The organism is Micromonospora sp. NPDC023869, from assembly GCF_055559695.1.
Window position 1 is genome coordinate 206,118 of the sequence record NZ_JBVHKD010000005.1, and the last position, 21,397, is coordinate 227,514.

Here is a 21,397-nt window from a genome sequence, read left to right on the forward strand (position 1 = left end):
CCTGTCTCGCTCATATGTGGCGCTGCACCCAGCCGCCCAGCGGGAGATGACGTTGCGGGACATCCAGGCGCACCTGGACGCCCTGGCGGCACCAGCCGACGAGCCAGCCGACGAGCGTGAGGCCGCAATGCGGCAGCACCCGGCCCTGCGAGGGAGGTCACGGTGAGCATCCGCAGCGTCCGCGACATCATCGTCAACCTGCTCGGCCGGGAAACCATCTCCGGTGCGGCCAAGAAGGCTGACGACGGGCTGGGCAAGCTCGGCGACCGGATGAAGGCGACCGCCGCCGACGGCCACCGGCTTGACGCCGAGATCGGCAAGGCGGAGAAGAGTCTCAAGGATCTTGCGCTCCAATACTCGCGCACCCAGGACGCGGCCGAACGTGTCGACCTCAGCAAGGCGATGCGTAAGCAGCAGTCGGAGATTCGTCGGCTGACGAAGGCGCGGGATCTGCTGCCGCCGTTCGACGTGATGGGCCGCGAGTCCGCCGACAAGTTCGGTGTCAGCTTCGCCGGCCGCATCGGGCCGGTGCTGGCGAAGGTGCCGATGGGGCCCGCTGGCGCGGCGATCGGTGCCGGCCTCGCTGCCGGAATCCTGCCGCCGCTGTTCGCTGCGCTCGGCGGGGCGACGCTCGGCGCCGGTGTGGCCGCCGCTGTGGCTGGTGGTGTGGTGGTCGCGTCCCGCGACGCGCGGGTGCAGTCGGCCGGCAAGGCGCTGGGGTCGGCGGTACTCACCGATCTTGAGAACGGCGTCGGGGCGGTGTTCGTCGGCCCGACGCTCGACGGCATCCGGATCATCCGGCAGGGGTGGCAGGACGTCCGGTCCGACGTCAAGGGCGTCGCCCGGGAAGCCTCCCAGTTCGTGGCCCCGCTGGCGCGGGGTGTCGTCGGGCTGGTGCGGGAGCTGATGCCGGGCCTGCGCGAGGGGCTGTCGAAGGCTGGCCCGGTGGTGCGGGAACTGGAACTGGGTCTGACCCGCATCGGCCGGTCGCTGGGCGACTTCTTCCGGCTGCTGGGCGACAACGCCGACGAAGGCGCGGCCGGTCTGCGCTGGCTGTTCATGGCCATTGACGACGGCATCGGCGTCGTCGGTGGCGCCATCGACGTGTTTGGCGACTTCTACCGGGTGCTGCTTGAGATCAATTCGGTGGCGGAGTCCGTGTCGTCGATGTGGAGCTGGGTGCCGGTCGTCGGCGGCTGGATCGACAGCAATCGGGCCAAGCTCGACGAGCAGCGGCAGGCGATGGAGGCGGGCGGCGAGGCCGGCGAGGAAGCTGGCAACCGAACCGCGACTGGTTTCCAGCGGGCGGGACAGGCGGCGGCCGACTCTGCGCGGGAAGTCCAGACGTGGGCGCAGGTGTTGGAGGAATCGCGACTACGGGCGTTCGAGTCCGAGCAGGCGCAGATCGGTTTCGAGCGGGCGATCCGTGAGGCTGGCGAAGCGGCGAAGGAAGGTGCCCGCAAGGGCATCGACCCTGCCACCGAGGCGGGCGAACGCAACCGGCTGGCGCTGCTGGGGTTGGCGGAAGCCGCGAACCGGGCGTCCGCCGACATCATGAAGACGACGGGATCGCAGGAACTGGCGTCGGCGGCGACCGAGCGCGGGCGGGCCAAGTTCCTGGCCACTGCGGCGGCGATGGGTGTGAAGGCGGGCGAGGCTCAGGCACTGGCCAACAAGCTGTTCGGGATCCCGAACGTCGACCGGAAGGTCAAGGTCGACACCAAGGGCGCCATGTCGCAGGTGGAGGCGTACCGGCGGTGGCTGCAATCGGTGAACCTGGACAAGACGTCCACGGTGTATCAGCGGACCGTCGCTGAAAGCCGCACGTCACGGGGCGGGCACCGAGAGTTCAGCGGCGGCGGCTACGTCGATGGCGCGGGACCGAAGGGCATCGACAGCGAGTGGGCGAAGGTCGCCCCGGGCGAGGGCATCCTGACGTCCCGCGAGGTGGATCGGCTGGGCGGCCGGTCCGGGTTCGAGCGGCTGCGCAACATCATCCGCAGCGGCGGACGTCCGGCCACGCCTGCCACCGGACACAGCCGCATGTCCGTCGGCCGGGGCGGCGCGGGCATCACGGTGGAGAACCTCACCATTCAAGCCTGGTCGGAGCGGTTCAGCCTGCGTCAGGTCCAGGACGAGTTTGCCATGTACGGGGCGGTGTGATGGCGCTCGACGAGGGGCAGTGGCAGATCCGGGACTTGGTGCTCGGTCCGGGCACGTTCTACGGCGTCATGGACACCACCAACCCGTTCAACTGCCAGGTGCGCGCGGATCAGGGCGGCGACCGGGCGTGGGCGCACGGCGGCTGGTCCGGTGTGGAGTGGCAGGCCGAACGGGTGGTGCCGATCACGGTCCTTATCGACGTCGGCGCCGAAGACGTCGGCGCGGCGATCGACGCCCGGCACGCGCTGGCGGCGGCGTTCCGCGCGTCGCACACCGACCTGCCGCTGACGTTCAAGCTCGGCGGCCGGGAGTACCTGCTGTGGGGGCGGCCACGGATGGCCGAGGCGGGCGTGGACCTGCTCGGCCTCGGCCGCTCCTACGTCCGGTGCGCCTTCGTCGCCTTGGACCCGATGATCTACAGCGCGCAGGAACACGAGGTCGGGCCGGTGGGTCTGCCGACGTGGTCGGGCGGGCTGACGGTGCCGTTCACGGTGCCGTTCACGGTGCCGGCGATCCAGACCGGCGGCATCGACGAACTGTCTACTGCCGGCACGGCGGAGGTCGGTCTGCGGCTGCGGGTCGACGGCCCGGTGCCGCAGCCACGCATCAGCATCACCGACCCGGACGACGTGGCATCGACGCTGCGGGTCGACATCACAGTGCCGTCCGGGCAGTGGCTGGACATCGACACGCAGGCACGGACGGTGCTGCTCAACGGCGATCCGGCCGCCAGTAGGCGCGGCCAGGCGGTGGGCGACTTCCCGCTGCTGCAACCAGGTGTGAGCACCCTGCGGTTCGCCGCAGCGGAAGAGGCTGCCGGCACGCTGCGCGTGCGGTGGCGGGATGGGTGGTGGTGACAATGCCAGCAGATCCGCTGTTCATCAACGCGTCGAGCGGCGCACCGTCTTACACCAGTGCCGAGCTGCGTCGCGGCCTCGGCGTGCTCGTGTCGCAGGCGGGCACCGCCGACCGGTTTGGTGCCCGCTCGGGTGTGCACCCGTCGGGGTCGGCGGCGCTGACCTTGTCCGGGTTCACGCTGACGGTGCAGCACATCCAGGCGGTGGTGTATCCGGCGGCGTCCGCGACGCAGGGCCCGTACCTGGTGCAACTGCCCGCGCACACCTACACGGTGCCGGCCGCATCGGCGCAACCCCGCAAGGACATCGTCGTGATGCGGGTCCGTGACAACGACGAGGACGGCTCGGGGGAGCGCGACGCCGACAGCGTGTATCTGACGGGCACGGCGGCGCCGTCGCCGGTCGAACCGTCTGTGCCGGCCGGCATGTTCCGGATGGGCACGATCGACGTTCCGGCGACCGGCGGCGGCAACCCGACGCTCACCTTCAACAGCCCGTACACGGTCGCACTCGGCGGGATCCTGCCGGTGCGGGTGGCCGGCGAGCTGCCCACGACGGGCCTGCACGAGGGTTCGTACGCGGACCGGTGGGACAACGACACCCTGTACCGGTGGACCGGGTCGGCGTGGCAGGCGGTCGCCTCGAACGCCGCCTACAACGCCGCGTTCGAGCCGGACGCGCTCGGCTACGCGGGCACGGGCACGAACGTCACCGGGGTCACCAGCACCACCTTCGAGCCGGGCACGTCCTTCGGCACGTCGTTCGTGGCACCAGCCTCAGGCAGCGTGCTCATCACCTTCGGTGGCCTGGTCCGGATCACCGCGACCACCGATGAGACGGTGCTGCTCGGCATGCAGGTGCGTACCGGCGGCACGGTGGGTTCGGGAACGGTGTTCTCGGCGGCGTCGGACGTGGACACGGTCCGGCATCGCAAGTCCACCACGGCGTCGAACAGCATCGGCGAGACGCAGGCGTCGTACCAGACGCGGGTGACTGGCCTGACGGCCGGATCCACCTACAACGTCCAACTCTTGCACAGGGTGACCGGCGGCACCGGGACCATTTCCAACCGGCGGGTGTCGATCCAGAGGTGGAACTGACGTGCCTGTCATCAACATGATGGTGGGCGCGGTCACCCCAGGCTCGGCGTGGGTGCGTGCCCGTGTGTCGGGTGCGTCGTCGGTGCGGCTGATCGTCGCCGACAACCCCGCCTTCGCCGGACCCGCCTACTACGGGCCGGTCGCCCCGACCGGGCAGGGTGTCGCGTCGATCGAGGCTACTGGGCTGGCACCGAACACCCGCTACTGGTATCAGATGGAGCTGGACGGCAGCCCGGAGGCGCCGACGGGCCGGGTGCGGACCCATCCGCCGGTCGGTTCACCGGCCACGTTCACGTTCGCGGCGATCGGCGATGCGGGCCTGTCGCCGACCAGCCGGGGCGTCGGCGCGGTCCTCAACTCCAACAAGGTGTCCAACCATCCGGCGTTCGCCAACGTCGATGCCCATGATCCGCTGTTCACGGCGCACCTTGGCGACCTCCACTATTACGATCTTGGCTCGGGCAATCACGGCATCGGCGGAGGTGCGAGTCTCGCCAACTATCGGCGGGCGTACGACGACGTCTTGTTGCAGCCCAACCAGGCGCAGCTTTACCGCAACCGCCAGCTCGTCTACATCTGGGACGACCACGACGGCGGCCCGGCCGACTGGGACGGCACCCACGCCAACAAGGGCAACGCGGCGGCCGTCTACCGCGAGAGGATCCCGCACTACGAACTGCCCGAGTCCGGCGCCATCTACCACAGTTTCCAGGTGGGTCGGGTGCTGTTCGTGGCCACCGACTCCCGCTACTACCGCTCCCCGTCGAGCAACACCGACAACTCAAGCAAGACCATGCTCGGGTCGGCGCAGAAGGAATGGCTGGCGGGACAGCTCCAAGACAGCCCGGCCGAGTTCCTGGTGGTGCTCACCCAGAACAGGTGGGCACAGAACGCGGCGCCCGACATCGAGTCATGGGGCGGCTACTCGACAGAGCGCGAAGAGTTGGTCCAGATGTTCGGCGACTTCGGGTGGCTGAACCGGATGCTCATGCTCGGCGCCGACACCCACGCCATGGGCCTGGACACCGGCGCCGGGAACCGGTGGGGCGGCTTCCCGATGTTCTTGTGCGCGCCGATCGATGCCACGCCGTCGCCCAGCAACCTGAGCCAGTATTACAACCTCGGGTTCAGTGCGACCCGTGGCCAGTACGGTCTGGTGACCCTGACCGACTCGGGCACCCAGATCGGTGTGACCTGCACCGGGTACATCAACGCCACCCGCTGGCGCACCCACCAGTTCACGATCCTCACCGGCTCGGACCCGGACCCGGATCCCGACCCGGAACCCCCGCCCCCCGGTGGGGAACCGGTGCCGCCACAGACCCCGTCGTCGATCGCCGACCGGGTCCGCTGGCTGGGCTGCGACCTGGTCACCGGTCAGGTCATCGCCGAGCTGCCCGACATCACCGGCCGGGTGTCCCGGATCCTCGGCGGCTACACCACCACCGCCCTGTCGATGCCCATCCCGCTCGGCGGGCCGGGTGCGCTCGGCCCGGTCGCGTTCGAGGCCACCCAGCCGGGCACCACGATGATCGTGGCGGTCGTCAACGACGTCCCCGAATGGGCGGGCATGGTGGTCACCCGCAAGGGCGGCACCGACGGGCGTCTGGAACTGGCCTGCGCCACGCTGGAAGCGTTCCTGGACCGGCGGTACGTCGCGGACCACACGTGGACGCAGCAAGACGAGTCGGTGATCGTCGCTGGCCTGGTCGCTGACGCGCAGGTCGACGGCATCGGCCTGGCCGTGGACGCGCCGCCGACCGGAGTGAAGCGGGACCGCACATACACCACCGACGCCGACGCCTCGGTGTACTCGCGGCTGCGGGAACTGATGGCGGTCGACGGCGGCCCGGAATGGACGATCGACCTGGACTGGACGGATGGCACCCGCACCGCCGTGTCCAAGATTCTGCGGCTGCGGCGGCGGATCGGTGCGGCGGCGTCAACCCCGGCGGCGATCTGGACTTCCGGATGGTCGTCGGAGGGCGCATCGGATGCCCAGTACAACCTGGTCGAGGACTACAGCGACGGGCGCGGCGCCAACCACATCACCGCCACCGCACCCGGCGAGGGTGACTCTCGGCCGCAGTCAACGCCGGCCGTCGACATCCTGCCGGGCTGGCCCCGCTACGAACACCGCTACACGCCGTCAACGTCCATCACCACCCCGTCGGTGCTGAACGCGCACGCCCGCGCCGAGCTGGCGAACCGCAAGGGCGGCACCCACACATGGCTGGTCGACGCCCGCTGGGACGCCTACCCCCGTCTCGGCGTGGACTGGCGCATCGGTGACGACGTCGGCTGGGAACTGCGCGGCCATCGCCACCCGGACGGTGTGACCGGCTCGGGCCGGGTCATCGGCTTCGAGTTGGACATTGCGGCAGGCCGGGTGCGGCCGGTCCTGTGGTCACCGGAAGGGATCTGATCGTGGGCGTGATCGGCGACAACGCAGTGTCCAGCGGCGACGTCATGCGCCGTATCCGCACCCTCGAAAGGAAGATCGAGGAACTGACCGCCGGGCGTCGCCTCGAAGCCGCATCCATCGGCCGTGGCGGGATCACGGTCAAGGACGGCGGCGAAGTGGTGGTCCTCAACGACGCCGGCCGCCGCCTGGTGCGGCTCGGCCAGGTGAGTTTCGCCGACGGGTCGCTGCGGCCGGGAATCGTGGTCTTCCGGGGCGACGAAGACAACACCGTCGCGTTCTCGATCTTCGGTGGACTGGTGGCCGTGTGGGACCGGCAGGGCAACCTGGTGTTCGGCACCGACGAAGACTCGGGGCAGGGCCTGTCCCGCCCGTGGCTGCCCGCCCCCTGGTCGAGTGCGGATCCGTCGGTATGGCCGGGCACCACCAGCGGCAGCTTCACAGCGGTCGCCGGCACTGCGATACCCCGCCAGCAGCCCAGACTCTTCGCCCGGATCGGCTACGACACGTCCGTGTCGGGAACCACCGGCGAGCTGCGGCTGATGTGCAACGACCAGCAGCTTGGCGACACGCTGACGGTCGGATTCGCTGTCGGCTACACCGACATCCAGGCCGAACTTCCACCCGGCCCGTACGGCGAAATCCTCGGCCTGTCCGTGGACTGTCGACGGACGGCCGGGTCGGGGTCGGTGCGGGCCATGGTGACTGCGTGTTGGACGCAGCAGTCATAGGTCGACGCGCTCACCCGTTCGCGAGAAAGGAACACGAACTGTGACACGCGTACCCGCGAACCTGTCGGCTGCCCGGAAGCTGCTCATCGACCACCTGGGCCCGGACTCCACACCGCCCGCCGGGGTGACGATCCTGGATCCGCTCGGCGACCCGGTGTGGGAAGTCGGCATCGTCGGGTCGGCCGCACACAAGGCGGCCGGCACCAGTTACCACCTGGGTTCCTCCGACCTGAAAATGTCGAAGAACCCCTACTCGGTGGTCGAGTCGCCCCGGGACCGAAACGGGCTGACGGACGACGCCGCCGCCCTGGACATCGGCATGTTCCGGGTGCGAACCCCAACCGGCACCTACGACCTGCGGCACTACTCCATCTGGCTGGTGCGGCAATGCGAGGCGGGCACCGCCGACACCCAGCACATCCGCGAGGTCATCTATTCGCCCGACGGCAAGCGGGTGCTGCGCTGGGACCGCCTCGGCCGCCGCAGCACGGGCGACAACAGCCACCTGACGCACACGCACGAGTCGTCGTTTCGTGACGCCATCAAGGCGGGTGTCGACGTGTCGGCGGTGAAGCGCCGCTACCTGGCCGAGATCGGCGTACTCAACACCTCGGAAGGGATGGGCAGCATGAGCATGCTCTGCAAGAAGGGCGACCGCAGCCCGGTCGTCGAGGCCATGCAGCGGCTGCTGGTCATCGCGGGCCACTCGCCCGGCGAGATCGACGGCTACTACTGGGACAAGACGTCCGCCGCGTTGTTGGCCGCCCGGCAGGAAATCGGGACCGTGGCCACGTCCGGCGACAACTTCTCGCCGGCCGCGTACGCGCAACTGATCCAGCTCGTGGCCCGCAAGCAGGGCGGCGGCAAGCCCGGTGCCGACGGCAAGGACGGCAGAGACGGCAAGGACGCTGTCATCGACTACAAGCTGCTGGCGTTGGAGGTCATCGCCGTGGCTGCGCAGCAGTCCGCGAAGTCGTGACCGAGCCGCTTGGGCCAGTTCACATCACCGCCCGCGACATCTATGACGCCCTGATCCGGCTCACCGAAACCGTGAACCGGCTCGTGGACCAGGGCGTCGGGCACGCCGACGACATCCGCGACCACGAACTGCGGATCCGGCTGTTGGAGGACGTTCGCCCGGCGCCTCGCCTCAAGCGGCTGGAAGAACAGGTCGACAGCCTCAAGGCCAGCCGGTGGCCGCTGCCGTCGATTGCGGCGCTGGTCGGTCTGGCGGGCCTGGTCGTGGCTGTGATCAGCATGCTCACCCGATGAAGGACAAGGAGACCCGCATGATCGCTCGTATCCGCAAGGCTGCGGTGGCCGCCGGTGGTGCCGGAGTTGCCGCGTTCGTCGCCGCACTCGTCCAGGCCGGCACCGAGGGTGGGCTGACCGAGGAAGCCGTGTCGAAGGCGATCGGGCTGGCTGTGGCAGCCGGCGCCAGCGTCGGCTGGGCCACCTGGCGTGTGCCCAACGCGAAGTGACCGGCGGCGTCTGGACGTGGGCGTGGCTCGGCTGGTTCGCCTACTTCCTGGTCGTGGAAGGCATGGCCCTGTTCAACTCCCGGCCGGGTGACACCCTGTCGGAGCATGTGTGGGCGTGGTTCGGCACCGCACGACGTGCGCCGGGTGAGCCTGACCGGCCGCGTTCGGGATGGACTCAGCTTCGCCGCGTGGTGCTACTCGCGTTCATGGCGTGGTTGAGCATCCACTTCCTGACCGGCGGATGGGCGTAGACGGTCTACCAGGGCCCGTCGCCGAACTTCGCCCGGCACGCCCGCGCCACCGCGATCTGGGCGTACCCGATCGCCACGTTGTCGGCGTTGCGGGCCGCCTCCGCCAGTTCCTCACCGGCGCCAGCGATCCCAGGATCCGTCGCCTGAGCGGCCTTGAAAGCGGCGTCGGCGTTCGCCACCGGATCGAAGTCGAGGTCGACCGCCTGGACGGCCTGGCACCCGGCCCGGTTGCTGTCAGCACCGGAAGGCACGGCACTGGTCGGGGCGGCCGAGGTGGGTGCGGAGGCGGCGGGTTCGTCGGATCCGCAGCCGGCGAGGGCGGCGACCAGGGCGACGGCAACAAGCATGTGTCGGGTGCGACTCATGCCGGGCACCGTACCGGGTTCGACCAACACGAATGGCGTTCCTGATCCGTCAAGTAGGCGACACTGCACGTCCCGCTGACCCCAGCGGCGGGACAAAGGGCCGCCCCGCGTCTCCCTATCCGGGAGACTGCGGGGCGGCCCTTTCTTCGTCTCCACGCATGTGCGGCGGCACCCACCGATGCTGGTCGACCAGCCGCAGATAGCCGTACGCGGCGACCGTGGGCGGGCACATCCAGTCGCAGTGGCAGATAGGGCACCAGTCACGGCGGCCAGGGCGCGGATAGTGGTCGGTGATGATGACGCGGGCGGCGAGGATCAGCCGGTTACGAACCTGCGCGAGTGTCCACACCGCGCGCCTCCAACCACGCCCGACGGGCCGCCCGGTGTTCGTCCAACACCACCGACGCCCATCCGATGCGGGGGCAGCCGTCCGGGGTGCAGTCGGCGCACCGCAGCCCGTGCGCCTCCACGGCGATAGCGGCCACCGTCACCACCGGCGGCGCCGACCACTCGCGTACATCGGTCACCGCCACCAGCCGCCCCGCTGGTTCTGCGCCGGTGTGTAGAACGGCAGCAGTTGCGTGTCGGCGCACCACCGGTACCCGGGCCGTGCCCGCGCTTCCGGCTCGCCGGCCGGGGCGGCAGCGAACGCGCCCGCCTGATTGGTGAAGCGGATGGCCGCCCCCGTCCGGTCGATGGGCGTCACCTCACGGCGACGGTTGAACGGCCACACCCGCATCACGCACCTCCGACGTCGACCCGGTGGGTGGCGGCGGCGGTCGAGTACATCGCGTTCGGGTCAGGATGTTCACCACCGCCACCCACCGCCAGCGTCACGGCCAGCAGCAGCCGCAGTCCATGCGACACCCGTCCGCCATCTGTCCGCCCCGTCTGCGGACAGCCGGCCGCTAGGGTGTGCCGGGTGAGCGACTACATGCAGGTCAGCACCGCCGCGCCCAGCCGTGAAGAGGGAATCCGGCTCGCCGAGGGTGCCGTCACCCGGCGCCTGGCCGCCAGCGGGCAGGTGCTCGGGCCGGTCACGTCGGTGTTCTGGCACCTCGGCGAGCAGGGAACCGGCGAAGAGTGGCAGGTGCTGCTCGTGACCACCGCCGACCGGTACCCCGACCTGGAACGACACCTGATCGGCGACCACCCGTGGACGAATCCGCAGGTGACCGCCGTGCCGCTCGCTGCTGCGTCTACGGACTATCTGGCGTGGGTGCGGCGGACAGTTGACGGCGGGTAGACACCTCGGCGGCCAGCGTCCGCAGCTCGACGACGCACGGCAGACCGGAATGCGGTTCCAGGCGCCGCAGGAGGGCGTCGACTCGCTGCCCCGGTCGGGTGGATCCGACCCCGGCCGCGAGGCGCACCGCAGCGGCGGCGACCGTGCACGCCTGTTCGATCTCGTTGGCGTCCACGTACGCGTCGGCCAGCCACGACAGGTAGAGGGCCTTGTCTCGGGCGTGGGTGTCATCGAATCCGGCGAGGGTGCGTGTCAGCACCGGGATGGCGCGCATCGGCCGGTGCAGCACCGTCCAGCAGCGGCCGGTCATGATCTCGCCTTCGGTCTGGTCGACCCAGTACACCCAGTCGGGTTCGGGCCGGTCGTCGTGTTCGGTGAGGCAGGTGGTGCCGGTGCCGAGGTGCCTGTCAGCGGCGGGGGCGTCGCCAGCGACGGCGTACGCCCATGCGGCCCGCAGGTGCAGTAGCGCCCGCACACCGGGGGTGGCGCTGCTGCCGGCCGTGTCGCAGGCTGCCGCCGCCGTGTCGACGGCCGCCCGGCCTTGGCTGAGCTGCTGGTAGGCGAGGAACGCGAGCGCGTTACCGGCCAGCGCGCGGTGGTTGGCGTCGTCGGCGGCGGCACGGCTGGCCTGCCACATGTGGGCGGCGTCGGTGTGCTGGCCGGCGTCGAATGCCGCCCAGCCGGCTAGCTGCGCCTGCTCGGCGAGCACCGCCAGCAGTTGCCGTCCCACCGTCTCGTTGTAGGCGCCTTCCCGCACCAGCCGGGTAGTGGCATCCACTTCCGCCGCGAACAGGCGGTGGGTGTCGGCACCGCCGAGGTAGTTGTCGAGTCGCCGAAGCCGGGCGGTGCGTTCGGCAAGCTGCGCGGGAACGGGAGCGCCGATGCGGCGTCCGTGATCGAGCAGGGTGTGAGGTAGGGCGGCGGCGAGGCCAGCGGCGGCCACGAACTCGCGGCGGCCGATGCGGGGCTTGTCGGCAAGCATCGACAACTCTCCGTCTGCGTCAAGGGCGGCGTCGATACGGGCGGCAGTGTCGCGGGTGGGCCGCTTGGTGCCCTTCTCCAACTCGTGGAGGTGCGACTTGCTGTAAAAGGTGAGCTTGGCCAGGTCACGCAGCGACAGGTTGCGCCCGTGGCGTAGCTGGCGCATCCGCTCGGGGAATGACGGCTCGGTCATGGTGGGCCATCCCAGGTAGAGGACCGGTGGCGGCTTTCCGGCCTCTGTCCTTCCGGCCGCCTAGTGGCGCGGTGCGCCCGCCACAAGGCGGAATATAGCGTCACCTATTTGTAGTGTTTATGTAGCGCCGCATGACTTCGGTGTGTTCGCCCAGCGCGCGTACGAGCTGAGAGTTGATGGTCTGACTGTCCGAGAGCGCATTCGTCAGGGCAGACACTGACCGTTCAGTGGATGTGTCGGTGGCAAGGGTCGCCTGATGCCGAAGCTCCCAGTAGATGGCGAGCAGGGCATGGACGGTGGCGACGCTGGGGTTGAGTTCGGCGCCACCGCCGCTCTCGTTCTCATGGTTCTTGATGACGAACCCTGCTCGGGTGGCTTCCATGTCGCCACGCGCTCGATGGTCCGCACGATTCATGTCAGCCACATCTACCCCTCCCTGACGGACTGTCGTAGTCTCGCCGCGCAGAGTGATTGATCGCAATGGCGTGGCGAGGAGGATGCTTCGTGTCGTCGGATCCCATGTGGCGCACCATCGACTTCCAGCCTGCTGCTGTTCATGGGTGGCGGGCCCTGTGGGTACACAGCAAGGGCAACGTTGAAGCGGCGCCCGTCGTGGGGTGGCTCGTGCAGGAACTCATCGGCTTCGTCGACGACGACGGCGAGCGTCTGATGAAGGAGCCATCGACCGGTTACGAGCGGCGGGTGGTAGCTGCTGTCTATGTCGCAGCGTGGGGGCCGACGGCTGAGCGGGTGGACTTGGAAGGTGCGCCCTGGAAGCTTCTACCGCCCGGCGCGCTGGACCCGACACCGGACGAAGTCGCTGAGCAACACGAGCGACAGAAGGCGCGACAGGTCGTGGCCGAATCGATGAAGTAGGAAGACGCTGTGAAGGTGCCGGTGCGTGTTGATGTGGCTGATCAGCGGGGCGAGTGACTGTGTGGAGTCGGTGTGGGACAGTGGAGAGATGATGACGCTGAGCACCCCGCCCGCGAAGCAGCGTGACGTGGACGCCGCGCTCGCTGACCCCGCCCGCGTGCAGCGGTCCAAGGACGACCACGCCGAGGGCCTGCGGAAGCTCGCCACCGCCGCCGAGGTTGCCGTGGGACGTGGCGCGACCCGGGACGAGATCATGGAAGCCGTGACCCGGGCTGTTGACGCTCTCGCCCAGACGTCCACGCTCGCCGCGACCGCCCGCGCCCGGGTGCACGACGGCGACGACAGGTTCTGACCGCTACAGGAAACGGCCCCCACCGGCGTGGTGGGGGCCGTTTCGTTGATCCGTCAGGCCGTGTACTTGCCGCCGTCGAGTTTTCGCAGCTTCCCGTTCTTCGCGTAGTCGGCCACCCACTTGTTGATCGTCTTCATGCTGACCTTGACGCCCCGGCCGTCCAGGGTGCGCTGCATGTCGGTCGGTCCGATCCCTGCCGCACCCGCGTCGCGGGCAAGGTCGATCAGCAGTTCCGGACGCCACCCGGCGCCGTCCTGATCCTGGGCGGCCGGGCGCAGGTCGGCGACCAGGGCACCGAACGCGTCGTCCAGGCGGTCCTTCGGCATCTGGCTAACCTCGGCGCGGGCCGTGAACCGGCGCAGCTTGTCCCGGGCCGCCTGCCGGCGCTCATCCCGCTCGGCTGGCGTCAACGTCTCCCCGCTGTCGACCGGAATCGACGGGGTGGCAGCAGCGGCAGCGGTCGGCTTCTCCGGGGTGTGCGCCACCCCCGCCGCAACCTTCACCGGCTGAACCTGCGTCGCCCGGCCCGCCATGCTGTCCAGCCACGGCCGGAGACGCTGCATCCGCTCCGCGTACGCCTTGCCGCCGACCTGCTGCCCGGCGGCGTCCAGCGTCGGCCGCAGCGACTCGGTGGCCAGCACCGTACGGCGGATCATGTCCGGCAGGATCCGAAACACCTTCACCTGCCGCACCGCCTTACCCGTCTCCGCTCGCCGCATGAACACGGTGCCCGGGTGAACGAGGTCATCGGCGCGAACCTTCGCCCCCGGCAGCACGTATTCGATCTCCGTTTCGTCCTCCACCTGGCCGCAAATCTTGAGCGTGGTCTGCTTGCGGGTCATCACCGGCACCGTCTCCTGCGTGGCCCGCAGCGCGGAGAACAGCACGTTCACCGCCTCGGCCCGGCCGATCCGCAGCACCTCCTGCAACCCCTCCATCGCCTTGCGGGCTACCGGGTTGCTCTCCACCTCTGCCGACTCGTCCACGATGATCGTGATCTGCGGCAGGTCGTGGGTGACCGGCAGCAGGTCACCGCCGGACCGGGCCGTCAACGCCCCGTAGCGGGCCTTTCGGTCCTTGGCGATAGCCGCCGCCACCTGCGCCATGGTGACCGCCTCTTCCGGCGTGGCTGCCACCCAGTCGATCGGCGGCGTCGACACGTCGCCATCGGCGTACGGCAGCATGAACGGCACCGCGCTGCCGCCGCCGTTCAGGTCGACCACCCACACGAGCGAATCGCGGCACCGCAACACCTGGCTGATGAACACGCGCAGCAGGTTCGTTTTGCCGCCGCCCCGCCGCCCCGCGAACAGGCCGGCGGCCTGACGGATGTTCACCAACGCCGGGGTGGTGTCCTCGAACCCGCCGATGGGGAAGTCATCCCACACCGACAGCGCCGACACGTCGGCGGGCAGCGGCAGATCCTTGTCGAACGTGTACACGGTCGAGATCCGCACCACGGCGGTGCCCTGCCGGCGTCCCTGCGCCACACTGATCACGCACCCGTCATCGAGCTGCGCAGCCGCCGCCAACGCGTGCTTCGCGTCGTCGATCTTCTTCCACGTCTCGCCCGACTCCGGCGCCATCGTCACGTACAGGGTGAACCCGGCACCGTTCGACCAGTCCTCTTCGCGCGTGATGACGATCGGCTGGCAGCGGGCAAGCCGCTCGATGCGTGCCTTCCACGCCGCCGCCCGGCTGGCCGACTGCACGGACGCCGGATCCACTACCGGCGAGGTGGTGAGGATGGGCGCATCCTCACCGACGAACGCTGGTGCGATGAACAACCCGAACAGGGCCGCCGCCCCGCCCGCCACCAGGTTGGGCAGGTGCCACGGGTCGGTGATGGTCGACCACGTGGTCCATGCGCCCGCCGCCACACCGGTGGTGAGCCGGAAAATCCGCTCCGACCACGGCCTACCCACCCGCCGGTCCCGCACCACCATGCCGGCCACCGCAGCGGCGGCCAGGGCGCCGGGCACCACCGCTGGCACATCCAACGCCGAGCAGGTGGCGGCGCCGACCAGCGGGCCGACCGTGGCGATGACCCCGGTTGCGACGTTGTCCCAAGAACCCTGACCGCTCACTGCGTGTCCCTCCCTACCGGCTCAGACGTTCCACTTGCGCTCGACAGACACCGACCCGTGCCGGGGTGCCTCCCCGCGCTCGATGTCGGTTTCGTTCTCCCGGCGGACGGTGCCCCGGGTTTCCTCCGCCGTGCCGGCACCGGCCTTGATGTCGTCGGCGATCGACCGCAGACCCTCGGCGACCGGGGCGGCAACCGGCCACTCCGACTCGGCGCGGGACGCAACCTGACGGAAACCCTGCTGGATGTCGTTCAGCGCCTCGCCGAGCTGCGGCATCTCCCGCACCATCTGGTGCATGTCCTCCGGGTCGTACTCGCGCAGTGCGGCGGCGAACTCTTCCGCCGCAGCGCGGATCTTCTGCATGTTGGACATGTCGGTTCCTCCAACCGTTGGTGGTGCGGCCACGACCGGGGCGACCGTGGCTGCCTTCTTGACCTCTTCCTTGACCAGCCGTTCGTCGGTGACCGGCTGGGGCTTCACCTTGGGGGCGGGCGTGTCCTGTTTGCCCTCGTCCGCCTTGTCCTTCGACGCTGCCGGGGTGTCTGCCTTCTGCGGCTTGCGACCGGCGGCGTCGAATCCGCGTTTGAACTCGCGGGTGAAGTCGGCGAGCGGGTTCCATCCCTTCTTCTTGCTGCGGCTCGGCCCGCTGGCCGCCGTCTTGGCTGCCGCCTGCGGCTTGCCGCCGCCGGGGGTGGACGTCTTCGGCTGGCGTCGGAACAGCGACGGGATGCCCCACGGCGTCTTGCCGGCACCGCCCGACCTGCCCGCCTTGCGGCTGCTGCCGGACGGCCCGGATCCGCCCCCGTTCTTCGCGTTCCGGGGCTTCTTGCCGAACCGCCCGAGCAGACCGCCGGTCTTGCCGCCGCCTTTCGGGTTCCGTCCGGGGCCGAGTCCGGGGATCCGGCCGAGCAGTCCACGGCGTCGACCGCCGGTGCTGGTGCCGCCGCCCCGGCTGCTGCCCTTCGGCCCGGCCGGGCTGCGTCCGGGAAGCCGAAGCATCCGGGCGAGCGGGGAGCGGGGGGTGCGGCTGGTGTGGTCGACGCGCCGTGCGGCACGGTTTCCGCGCGACCGACGGCGGCGCCGACGCCACACGATGACACCGGCCAGCACGGCGAGGATCAGACCACCGATGGCGGCGTGTACGAGGATTCCCCAGAACACGCCGCCTACCTGCCACAGCAGCAGCTCGGCGGCGGCGGCGACGAGCAGCACCGCGACGATGACCTTCGGCGGCGGCATCCGCAGCGGCCGGCGGGTTCGCCGAGGCGTGTCCGGTTTGGTTGCGGTCGGCTCGGTGCTGGGTGCTGGCGCCGGGGCGGGCGCGGGCACGGGTTCGGGGTGACTCACCGGGGGGTGACTCACCGGCTGGTCGGTCTTCATTTCTGCACCTCAGAGGGGGTGAGAGAAGGGGTGACGTGGGGGTGAGTCACCTGGGGTGAGTCACCTGCGGGCGGGCGGTGCCGGTCGGCGAGGACGTAGCACAGGACGGCGGTGGCGGCGGTGCCGAGCAGGGCGACGGACATCCACGTGTGCAGCGGCGTCCACCTGCTGGTGCCGGCCGTGGCGGCGGTAACCCAGCAGGCGAGTGCGATGGACGCGGCCAGGGCGATGTTGCCTCGGATGGTGAGCGCCCGGGTTCGCGGCGTGGTGCGCTTGGCGTTTGCCATGATGGGGGTTCCTCCTGGGTTCCTTCGGGAATCTCGGGTGACCCGGGGCGGCGGACATCGCTTTGGTCGGTTGAGGCCGCCGCCCCGGGGGCTTATCTGCTGGTCAGGTTGATGTCGAGGCGCTTCCACCAGGGCAACGCCCGCTTCGCGTCGGCCACCTGCTGCGCGGCGAACGCGTAGGCGGCGGACTCGCGGCCGTCACGCTTCCGAACGGTCCTCAGGGCGCCCCGCCGGACCCGCAGCCGAAACCGGGCCAACCTGGTCTGCTCGCTCATCAACATGGGTTCGTGTCCTTCCGCTGGTCAGTCGGTGAGCTTGGTGCCGTTGGCGATGCGCTGCCGGTCGTCGGCGGCCATGCCGTGGATCTCGCCCTGTACGTCCGCCGGCAGGCTGCGGAAGGCGCCGCGACCGGCGTCGCTGCGTCCGGCCCGTTCGACCGCCAGACGGGCGACTACGTTCGCCAAGTCCTGTCGGGTTGCCTTGCGGTTGCTCATCTCGTCCTCGTCCCCTCAGGCCATCTCGTGCGAGCGGCCGTTGACCCGGTTGTCCTGTCCGCTGTCCGGCGTCTTGTCCCGGACGGCCTTCCAGACGGCGGCGAGCGTGTCCCCGCCCACCCGATGTCCGCGTGCCCGCAACTCCTGTCCGAGCACCGAACGGTTGACCGGCAGACCCTGCCCGGACAGGTCGTACAAGATGCCGTGAGCAACGGACATGAGCTTGTCCGGACCGCTGCCCGCACCGTTGTTCACCTGCGCGGACTCCTTGTCCTGCCCTTGTCCGCCCGCGCTGTCCGACGTGTTGTCCGGGCGACGCTGCCCGCTGTCCTGCTGCTTGTCCTGCCCGGCGGACAAGTCGTCGGTCCGCTTGTCCGGACCGTTGTCCGCCCGCTTGTCCTGTCCGCCGGACAGCCGGTCCGGGACAGCCACGACCTGGCGGCCGAACATCGTTTCCTGCATCCGCACGCCCTGCTGGTATCGCTCGGCGGCGGCCATCACACCCGACTCGTCCAGCGACTCACCGAGGCGCTGCAACCGGGCCGCCAGCCGTGCCGCGCGAGCAGGGGACGCGGACCGCATCCGCCGCGCGGTACGCACCGCCTTGTCCACCCGGCGCCGCTGGAACAACTGGTCGAGGTCGTCGCCGGTACCCGGCTGCACCAGACCGAGGTGCACGCCGAGACGGCGGGGCGTCCAAATCCACGTCGACACCTGCTCGACGGCGCTACCGCGCTTCTCCCGCAGCGTCTCCACGAGGTCGGCCCACCACTGGGCGGCGACCAGCAGAGGCGCACCGAAGCGGATCAGGGTTTCGGTCAGGTTGGGTGCGTTGGTGGCGGCGATCAGCCCGGCCGCCACGGCGATCGTCCAGACCAGCACCCCGTATTGGCCGGGGGTCTTGCCCTTGTCGACCTTGCCCTTGGCGCGGCGGGCGGCACGCAGCATCGCCAGTTCGGCGAACGCGAACAGCAGCAGCGCCTTCCACGGTTCGAGTTGGAGGCGTTCGGTGGCGGCTTCCCACATGCCCTCAGCGGACAGGGCGATGGCGACGACCACGGCGGCGTTGTCGTAGATGGCGCTGCTGCCGCCCCGCTTGCGTGCCCAGATCCGCAGCGCGATCAGGGCGACCAGCAGTGCGGCGGCGGACATGAGGATGGCGTCTCGGTATTCGGTGAGGAACACCAGCACCGCCTGCACGTCTTCGGTGCTCATTCGGCACTCTCCTGGGTGTGTTCGCGGCGCACCTTGACGGGGTGGCCGAGCGGGAAGCGGTGCGCGTCGTCGGCCTGCTGGTGGGCGACAGTGCCGATGGCGACCGCGTTCGGGTTCGGCTGACGGCCCCAGCCGTCGACCTCGATGCCGTCGACCGTCTGCCAGCCGTCCGGCGTGTGGATCTGGTCGTCGAGGCGCACCAGCTCGGCGGGCATGTCGACACCGTCCGGACCGGCGGCGGTCAGGGTGTGCTGCCGCAGCGTCTCGATGAACGCCAGCGTCTGCGCCGGGGTCATGCCCACCGTGCGGTCGTTGGCGATGGCGAGGTCCACGGTGGCCTGCCCGGTGGTGTCCTCGTCGTCGAGCCGCGACACGGCCACGTCCAGCAGGGTCGTGGCGGTGGCGCCTTCGCGGACGGCGTCGACCATGACGGGCGTGGACATGTGGAACACGGATCCGTCGTGCCGGTCCGGTTCGCAGGCCGGCGGCGGGCACCAGGGCGGGCAGTCCGCCTGCGGCTGGGTGTCCATCGGGGTGTTCCTCCGGTAGTTCGTGGTGGGTGGTGCCGCCCGCCCCGTGTTCAGGCCGGGGCGGACGACACCGGGGGTGGGTCAGTACGGGGGGTGCTCGGCGGTGGGCCGCACAGTCCTGCCGGTCGACACGGGCCGTTCGATGCGGTCGGCGGCGGCGAGCTTCATCGCGCGGATGGCCTGCCGTTGGGTGAGTCCGTCGGCGACCAGGCGGCCCCCGGCGGCGACCTTCCACCCGGTCGGGCCGGTCATGGCCACGGCCAGGTTGCCGCCGTGCGGGTTGTCGGCGTCCGACATGGCGTAGGCGCGGTTCTTGGCGACCTCGCGGGAGAGCAGCACCGGCTTCACCTTCACCGGGCCACCACCCGACGTGCCCCGAACTGCGACATGCGCTGGCAGGCGCCGGAGAAGATGGGACGTACCGCCTCGCCGGGAAGTCCCAACATGCGGCTGGTGTCCATCACCGACCGGTGCTCGGCGGCGTACAGCACGAACACCTGCTGCTGGGTGACGGTCAGGGACCGGAGAGCGGCGCGCATACGCGGCGTCATCCGGAACCCGGACCGCATCGGCCGACGCTTCACCGGGCCACCGCCCGCCGCACCGTGACCGGGCTGCCCAGGGCGAACGTCCACCCTTCGCACACCTCGTCGTCGCGTTCGGGGGTGAACGCGGCGGCGTGGTTGGCGGACTCGTCGATCATCACCATGTAGACCCGCTGCCAGCCGTCGCCGGTGAGCAGCACGTCACCGATGCGCAGATCACGGGCGAACGTCGCCAGTTCGCCGGTGGGCAGCGGCTCGGCGTCGTCGGCGGCGTTCAGCAGGGCCGCCGCCATCTTCCGGGCCTCGGTCGGCGTCAGCCGCCAGTCGTCGTTCAGGATCCGCTCGGTGCCGGTGAGGAGGTGCACCACCGGCTTGCCCGCCCCGGTCAGGGCGTCCAGTCGGGTCAGCGAAACGCTGATGCCCTTCTGGCCGGTTTCCTCTTCGGTGGCTTCCACCTCGGCGTAGTCGGCGGCGTGGTAGCGGGTGCCGCCGATGTCGTCCACCCATCCCTCGCAGTCGTGGTCGCACCACGCGGGGCAGGGGATGTCGGCGGCTCGGGTCTGACGCACCGCGTCAGAGTCGATCGTGATGGCGTTCATGTGTCTGCTCCCCAGCAAGACGAAGATCAGCATCAGGAGTTGGAGAAGGCGCGAACGGTCGCGTAGAACGTCTGACCGCCGCAGCCGTCGGACTGGAACACCTCGGCGTACGCGGCGCCCGTGCCGGCCACATCGGCGCGGGCAACCTGCTGCGCGTCCAGTCCGTCGGCGGCCGACGTCACGTGGGTACCGATGAGGTGCCCCGGCCCGTCGAACAGCTCGATCAGGTACGTCACGAAGCCGCCACCTCGGCCTGGTCGCGCTGCGCCAGAACGGCGGCCCGCGCCATGAGCGCGATCACCTGCGTGGTGGCGTCGGGGGTGAACGTCAGGCGCTCCCGCCGGGACTCGTCCACCACCGTCACCCGCGCCACCCCAGGGCGGCCCTTGTCGTCGGAACGCTCCACCCAGACCGCGTACTCTTCCGGGTCGCCGTCGACCGACTCGCAGTAGACGGTGCCGATCAGGGTGCCGTGGGTGGGCGAGTTCCCCACCTCGTCCGGCAGGCAGTCGTCGCACCAGTCGGGGCACAGCATCAGGGCAATGACCTTGGCCACCCGCTCGTCGGCCATCCAGCCGCCCGACCGGATGACGTTCTCCACGCGGGCGAGGGTCTGCGCGGCGATGGCGTCACCGGCCAGCCGGCGCACCTCCCGGCGCATCTCGTCCTTCACCTGCGGCAGAACGTTGGCGGCCTGGATGGCGGCGCCGATCTCCATCAGCATCTCGGGGATGCTCATGGTCTCCGGCACGTCCGCCAGCAGCGGGCCGCGCAGACGCTCCAAGGGGTTCTCGGGCTGGTGCTGGGCGGAGGGTCCGGACACCCGGTCGTCGATCTTCGGCTGTGCCAGCGACGGCGGGTTGATCACCGGGAACGTCTCGACGGAGGCGGTGCCCCGGTAGACGTTCGGGCTGGACGGCTGCGGCCGGGTGATCCCGGTCGGGAGGATGAGGGTAGGGCCGTCGATGTTGTTCACGCGGCACCCCCGGCGATGGTCGCCTGGGCGTCGTACGCCCGGTCCTTCCACGCCTGGAACAGGTCGGCGGACCGGCGCAGAGTCGTGTCGTCCGGGTACCTCTCGGCGGCGACCCGGATGGACTCGCCGAAGTAGCCGGCCAGGTAGGCGGGCGCGAAGTCCATCGCGGCGGCCTGGTCGATGGCGTCGGCGGTGATCGGGTCCACGGTCGGCGTGGCGTGCGTCTCGTTGGTGTTCGGAGTGAGCGTCTGGGACGATCCCATCGG

31 protein-coding genes are annotated in these 21,397 nt (G+C 70.2%); 12 read left to right on the forward strand and 19 right to left on the reverse strand.

Annotated features, from left to right (window positions below; all coding sequences use genetic code 11):
• Window positions 1–162 precede the first annotated feature (162 nt).
• The 9 genes from ACZ31C_RS17115 to ACZ31C_RS17155 are packed head-to-tail and all read left to right on the forward strand — an operon-like array spanning window position 163 to window position 9,005.
• Complete coding sequence (locus tag ACZ31C_RS17115) at window positions 163–2,163, forward strand: hypothetical protein (protein WP_465796100.1); 2,001 nt, start codon at window positions 163–165, stop codon at window positions 2,161–2,163.
• On the forward strand, window positions 2,163–3,020 hold the full coding sequence (locus ACZ31C_RS17120) for a phage distal tail protein (RefSeq protein WP_465796101.1): 858 nt from the start codon (window positions 2,163–2,165) through the stop codon (window positions 3,018–3,020). Before ACZ31C_RS17115 ends, ACZ31C_RS17120 begins: the two co-directional genes overlap by 1 nt.
• A gap of 2 nt (window positions 3,021–3,022) precedes the next feature.
• A complete protein-coding gene (locus ACZ31C_RS17125; RefSeq protein WP_465796102.1) occupies window positions 3,023–4,120 on the forward strand; it encodes a hypothetical protein in 1,098 nt (365 codons plus the stop codon).
• Window position 4,121: 1 nt separating this feature from the next.
• On the forward strand, window positions 4,122–6,545 hold the full coding sequence (locus ACZ31C_RS17130; RefSeq protein ID WP_465796103.1) for an alkaline phosphatase D family protein: 2,424 nt from the start codon (window positions 4,122–4,124) through the stop codon (window positions 6,543–6,545).
• A gap of 2 nt (window positions 6,546–6,547) precedes the next feature.
• Window positions 6,548–7,273 (forward strand): hypothetical protein, encoded by a 726-nt coding sequence (locus tag ACZ31C_RS17135; protein WP_465796104.1) that lies wholly within the window; start codon window positions 6,548–6,550, stop codon window positions 7,271–7,273.
• A 40-nt stretch (window positions 7,274–7,313) separates the two neighbouring features.
• The gene (locus tag ACZ31C_RS17140) at window positions 7,314–8,252 is read left to right on the forward strand and encodes a peptidoglycan-binding domain-containing protein (RefSeq protein WP_465796105.1); all 939 of its coding nucleotides are present in this window, start codon (window positions 7,314–7,316) and stop codon (window positions 8,250–8,252) included.
• On the forward strand, window positions 8,249–8,545 hold the full coding sequence (locus ACZ31C_RS17145; protein WP_465796106.1) for a hypothetical protein: 297 nt from the start codon (window positions 8,249–8,251) through the stop codon (window positions 8,543–8,545). Before ACZ31C_RS17140 ends, ACZ31C_RS17145 begins: the two co-directional genes overlap by 4 nt.
• Before the next feature lie 17 nt (window positions 8,546–8,562).
• Window positions 8,563–8,754, forward strand: a complete 192-nt coding sequence (locus tag ACZ31C_RS17150; protein WP_465796107.1) for a hypothetical protein — start codon at window positions 8,563–8,565, stop codon at window positions 8,752–8,754.
• Entirely contained in the window at window positions 8,751–9,005 is a 255-nt protein-coding gene (locus ACZ31C_RS17155; protein ID WP_465796108.1) for a hypothetical protein, read from the forward strand. Before ACZ31C_RS17150 ends, ACZ31C_RS17155 begins: the two co-directional genes overlap by 4 nt.
• A 5-nt stretch (window positions 9,006–9,010) precedes the next feature.
• On the opposite strand, the gene ACZ31C_RS17160 is transcribed toward ACZ31C_RS17155, so the two are convergent.
• The 4 genes from ACZ31C_RS17160 to ACZ31C_RS17175 all read right to left on the reverse strand — a co-directional run bounded on the left by ACZ31C_RS17160 (window position 9,011) and on the right by ACZ31C_RS17175 (window position 10,237).
• On the reverse strand, window positions 9,011–9,370 hold the full coding sequence (locus tag ACZ31C_RS17160; protein ID WP_465796109.1) for a hypothetical protein: 360 nt from the start codon (window positions 9,368–9,370) through the stop codon (window positions 9,011–9,013).
• A gap of 323 nt (window positions 9,371–9,693) precedes the next feature.
• Window positions 9,694–9,903, reverse strand: a complete 210-nt coding sequence (locus ACZ31C_RS17165) for a hypothetical protein (RefSeq protein ID WP_465796110.1) — start codon at window positions 9,901–9,903, stop codon at window positions 9,694–9,696.
• On the reverse strand, window positions 9,894–10,109 hold the full coding sequence (locus tag ACZ31C_RS17170) for a hypothetical protein (protein ID WP_465796111.1): 216 nt from the start codon (window positions 10,107–10,109) through the stop codon (window positions 9,894–9,896). The genes ACZ31C_RS17165 and ACZ31C_RS17170 overlap by 10 nt, the downstream gene beginning before the upstream one ends.
• Window positions 10,109–10,237, reverse strand: a complete 129-nt coding sequence (locus tag ACZ31C_RS17175; RefSeq protein WP_465796112.1) for a hypothetical protein — start codon at window positions 10,235–10,237, stop codon at window positions 10,109–10,111. The genes ACZ31C_RS17170 and ACZ31C_RS17175 overlap by 1 nt, the downstream gene beginning before the upstream one ends.
• A 67-nt stretch (window positions 10,238–10,304) precedes the next feature.
• On the opposite strand from ACZ31C_RS17175, the gene cutA reads away from it, so the two are divergent.
• Window positions 10,305–10,616, forward strand: a complete 312-nt coding sequence (cutA, locus tag ACZ31C_RS17180; RefSeq protein WP_465796243.1) for a divalent-cation tolerance protein CutA — start codon at window positions 10,305–10,307, stop codon at window positions 10,614–10,616.
• On the opposite strand, the gene ACZ31C_RS17185 is transcribed toward cutA, so the two are convergent.
• Both ACZ31C_RS17185 and ACZ31C_RS17190 read right to left on the reverse strand, forming a co-directional pair.
• Window positions 10,570–11,790, reverse strand: a complete 1,221-nt coding sequence (locus ACZ31C_RS17185; RefSeq protein ID WP_465796113.1) for a helix-turn-helix domain-containing protein — start codon at window positions 11,788–11,790, stop codon at window positions 10,570–10,572. The two genes, cutA and ACZ31C_RS17185, sit on opposite strands and share 47 nt — an antisense overlap.
• A gap of 100 nt (window positions 11,791–11,890) precedes the next feature.
• Window positions 11,891–12,214, reverse strand: coding sequence for a hypothetical protein (locus ACZ31C_RS17190; RefSeq protein ID WP_465796114.1), 324 nt, complete (start codon window positions 12,212–12,214; stop codon window positions 11,891–11,893).
• A gap of 80 nt (window positions 12,215–12,294) precedes the next feature.
• Here ACZ31C_RS17190 and ACZ31C_RS17195 point away from each other — a divergent pair, with 80 nt between their 5' ends.
• Together ACZ31C_RS17195 and ACZ31C_RS17200 are read left to right on the forward strand one after the other, a co-directional pair.
• On the forward strand, window positions 12,295–12,666 hold the full coding sequence (locus tag ACZ31C_RS17195) for a hypothetical protein (RefSeq protein ID WP_465796115.1): 372 nt from the start codon (window positions 12,295–12,297) through the stop codon (window positions 12,664–12,666).
• Window positions 12,667–12,691: 25 nt separating this feature from the next.
• Window positions 12,692–13,018 (forward strand): hypothetical protein, encoded by a 327-nt coding sequence (locus ACZ31C_RS17200; protein WP_465796116.1) that lies wholly within the window; start codon window positions 12,692–12,694, stop codon window positions 13,016–13,018.
• Window positions 13,019–13,071: 53 nt separating this feature from the next.
• Here the strand turns inward: ACZ31C_RS17200 and ACZ31C_RS17205 are convergent, their stop codons facing one another.
• From ACZ31C_RS17205 to ACZ31C_RS17265, 13 genes are all read right to left on the reverse strand, one after another.
• Complete coding sequence (locus tag ACZ31C_RS17205; RefSeq protein WP_465796117.1) at window positions 13,072–15,105, reverse strand: hypothetical protein; 2,034 nt, start codon at window positions 15,103–15,105, stop codon at window positions 13,072–13,074.
• 21 nt (window positions 15,106–15,126) lie between these two features.
• Window positions 15,127–16,485, reverse strand: coding sequence for a hypothetical protein (locus ACZ31C_RS17210; RefSeq protein WP_465796118.1), 1,359 nt, complete (start codon window positions 16,483–16,485; stop codon window positions 15,127–15,129).
• Complete coding sequence (locus tag ACZ31C_RS17215; protein WP_465796119.1) at window positions 16,482–16,772, reverse strand: hypothetical protein; 291 nt, start codon at window positions 16,770–16,772, stop codon at window positions 16,482–16,484. Before ACZ31C_RS17215 ends, ACZ31C_RS17210 begins: the two co-directional genes overlap by 4 nt.
• Before the next feature lie 92 nt (window positions 16,773–16,864).
• The gene (locus ACZ31C_RS17220; protein ID WP_465796120.1) at window positions 16,865–17,053 is read right to left on the reverse strand and encodes a hypothetical protein; all 189 of its coding nucleotides are present in this window, start codon (window positions 17,051–17,053) and stop codon (window positions 16,865–16,867) included.
• A gap of 21 nt (window positions 17,054–17,074) precedes the next feature.
• Entirely contained in the window at window positions 17,075–17,266 is a 192-nt protein-coding gene (locus tag ACZ31C_RS17225) for a hypothetical protein (RefSeq protein ID WP_465796121.1), read from the reverse strand.
• 15 nt (window positions 17,267–17,281) lie between these two features.
• A complete protein-coding gene (locus ACZ31C_RS17230; RefSeq protein WP_465796122.1) occupies window positions 17,282–18,481 on the reverse strand; it encodes a hypothetical protein in 1,200 nt (399 codons plus the stop codon).
• Entirely contained in the window at window positions 18,478–19,011 is a 534-nt protein-coding gene (locus ACZ31C_RS17235) for a DUF6907 domain-containing protein (protein ID WP_465796123.1), read from the reverse strand. The genes ACZ31C_RS17230 and ACZ31C_RS17235 overlap by 4 nt, the downstream gene beginning before the upstream one ends.
• An 81-nt stretch (window positions 19,012–19,092) precedes the next feature.
• Entirely contained in the window at window positions 19,093–19,365 is a 273-nt protein-coding gene (locus ACZ31C_RS17240; protein WP_465796124.1) for a hypothetical protein, read from the reverse strand.
• Window positions 19,362–19,580 (reverse strand): hypothetical protein, encoded by a 219-nt coding sequence (locus tag ACZ31C_RS17245; RefSeq protein WP_465796125.1) that lies wholly within the window; start codon window positions 19,578–19,580, stop codon window positions 19,362–19,364. Before ACZ31C_RS17245 ends, ACZ31C_RS17240 begins: the two co-directional genes overlap by 4 nt.
• Window positions 19,581–19,591: 11 nt before the next feature.
• The gene (locus ACZ31C_RS17250) at window positions 19,592–20,155 is read right to left on the reverse strand and encodes a DUF6907 domain-containing protein (protein WP_465796126.1); all 564 of its coding nucleotides are present in this window, start codon (window positions 20,153–20,155) and stop codon (window positions 19,592–19,594) included.
• A 32-nt stretch (window positions 20,156–20,187) separates the two neighbouring features.
• Window positions 20,188–20,391 carry a hypothetical protein gene (locus ACZ31C_RS17255; protein ID WP_465796127.1) on the reverse strand — a complete coding sequence of 68 codons (204 nt, stop codon included), beginning with the start codon at window positions 20,389–20,391 and terminating at the stop codon, window positions 20,188–20,190.
• A complete protein-coding gene (locus tag ACZ31C_RS17260; RefSeq protein ID WP_465796128.1) occupies window positions 20,388–21,131 on the reverse strand; it encodes a hypothetical protein in 744 nt (247 codons plus the stop codon). Before ACZ31C_RS17260 ends, ACZ31C_RS17255 begins: the two co-directional genes overlap by 4 nt.
• On the reverse strand, window positions 21,128–21,394 hold the full coding sequence (locus ACZ31C_RS17265) for a hypothetical protein (protein ID WP_465796129.1): 267 nt from the start codon (window positions 21,392–21,394) through the stop codon (window positions 21,128–21,130). Before ACZ31C_RS17265 ends, ACZ31C_RS17260 begins: the two co-directional genes overlap by 4 nt.
• Window positions 21,395–21,397: the final 3 nt, after the last annotated feature.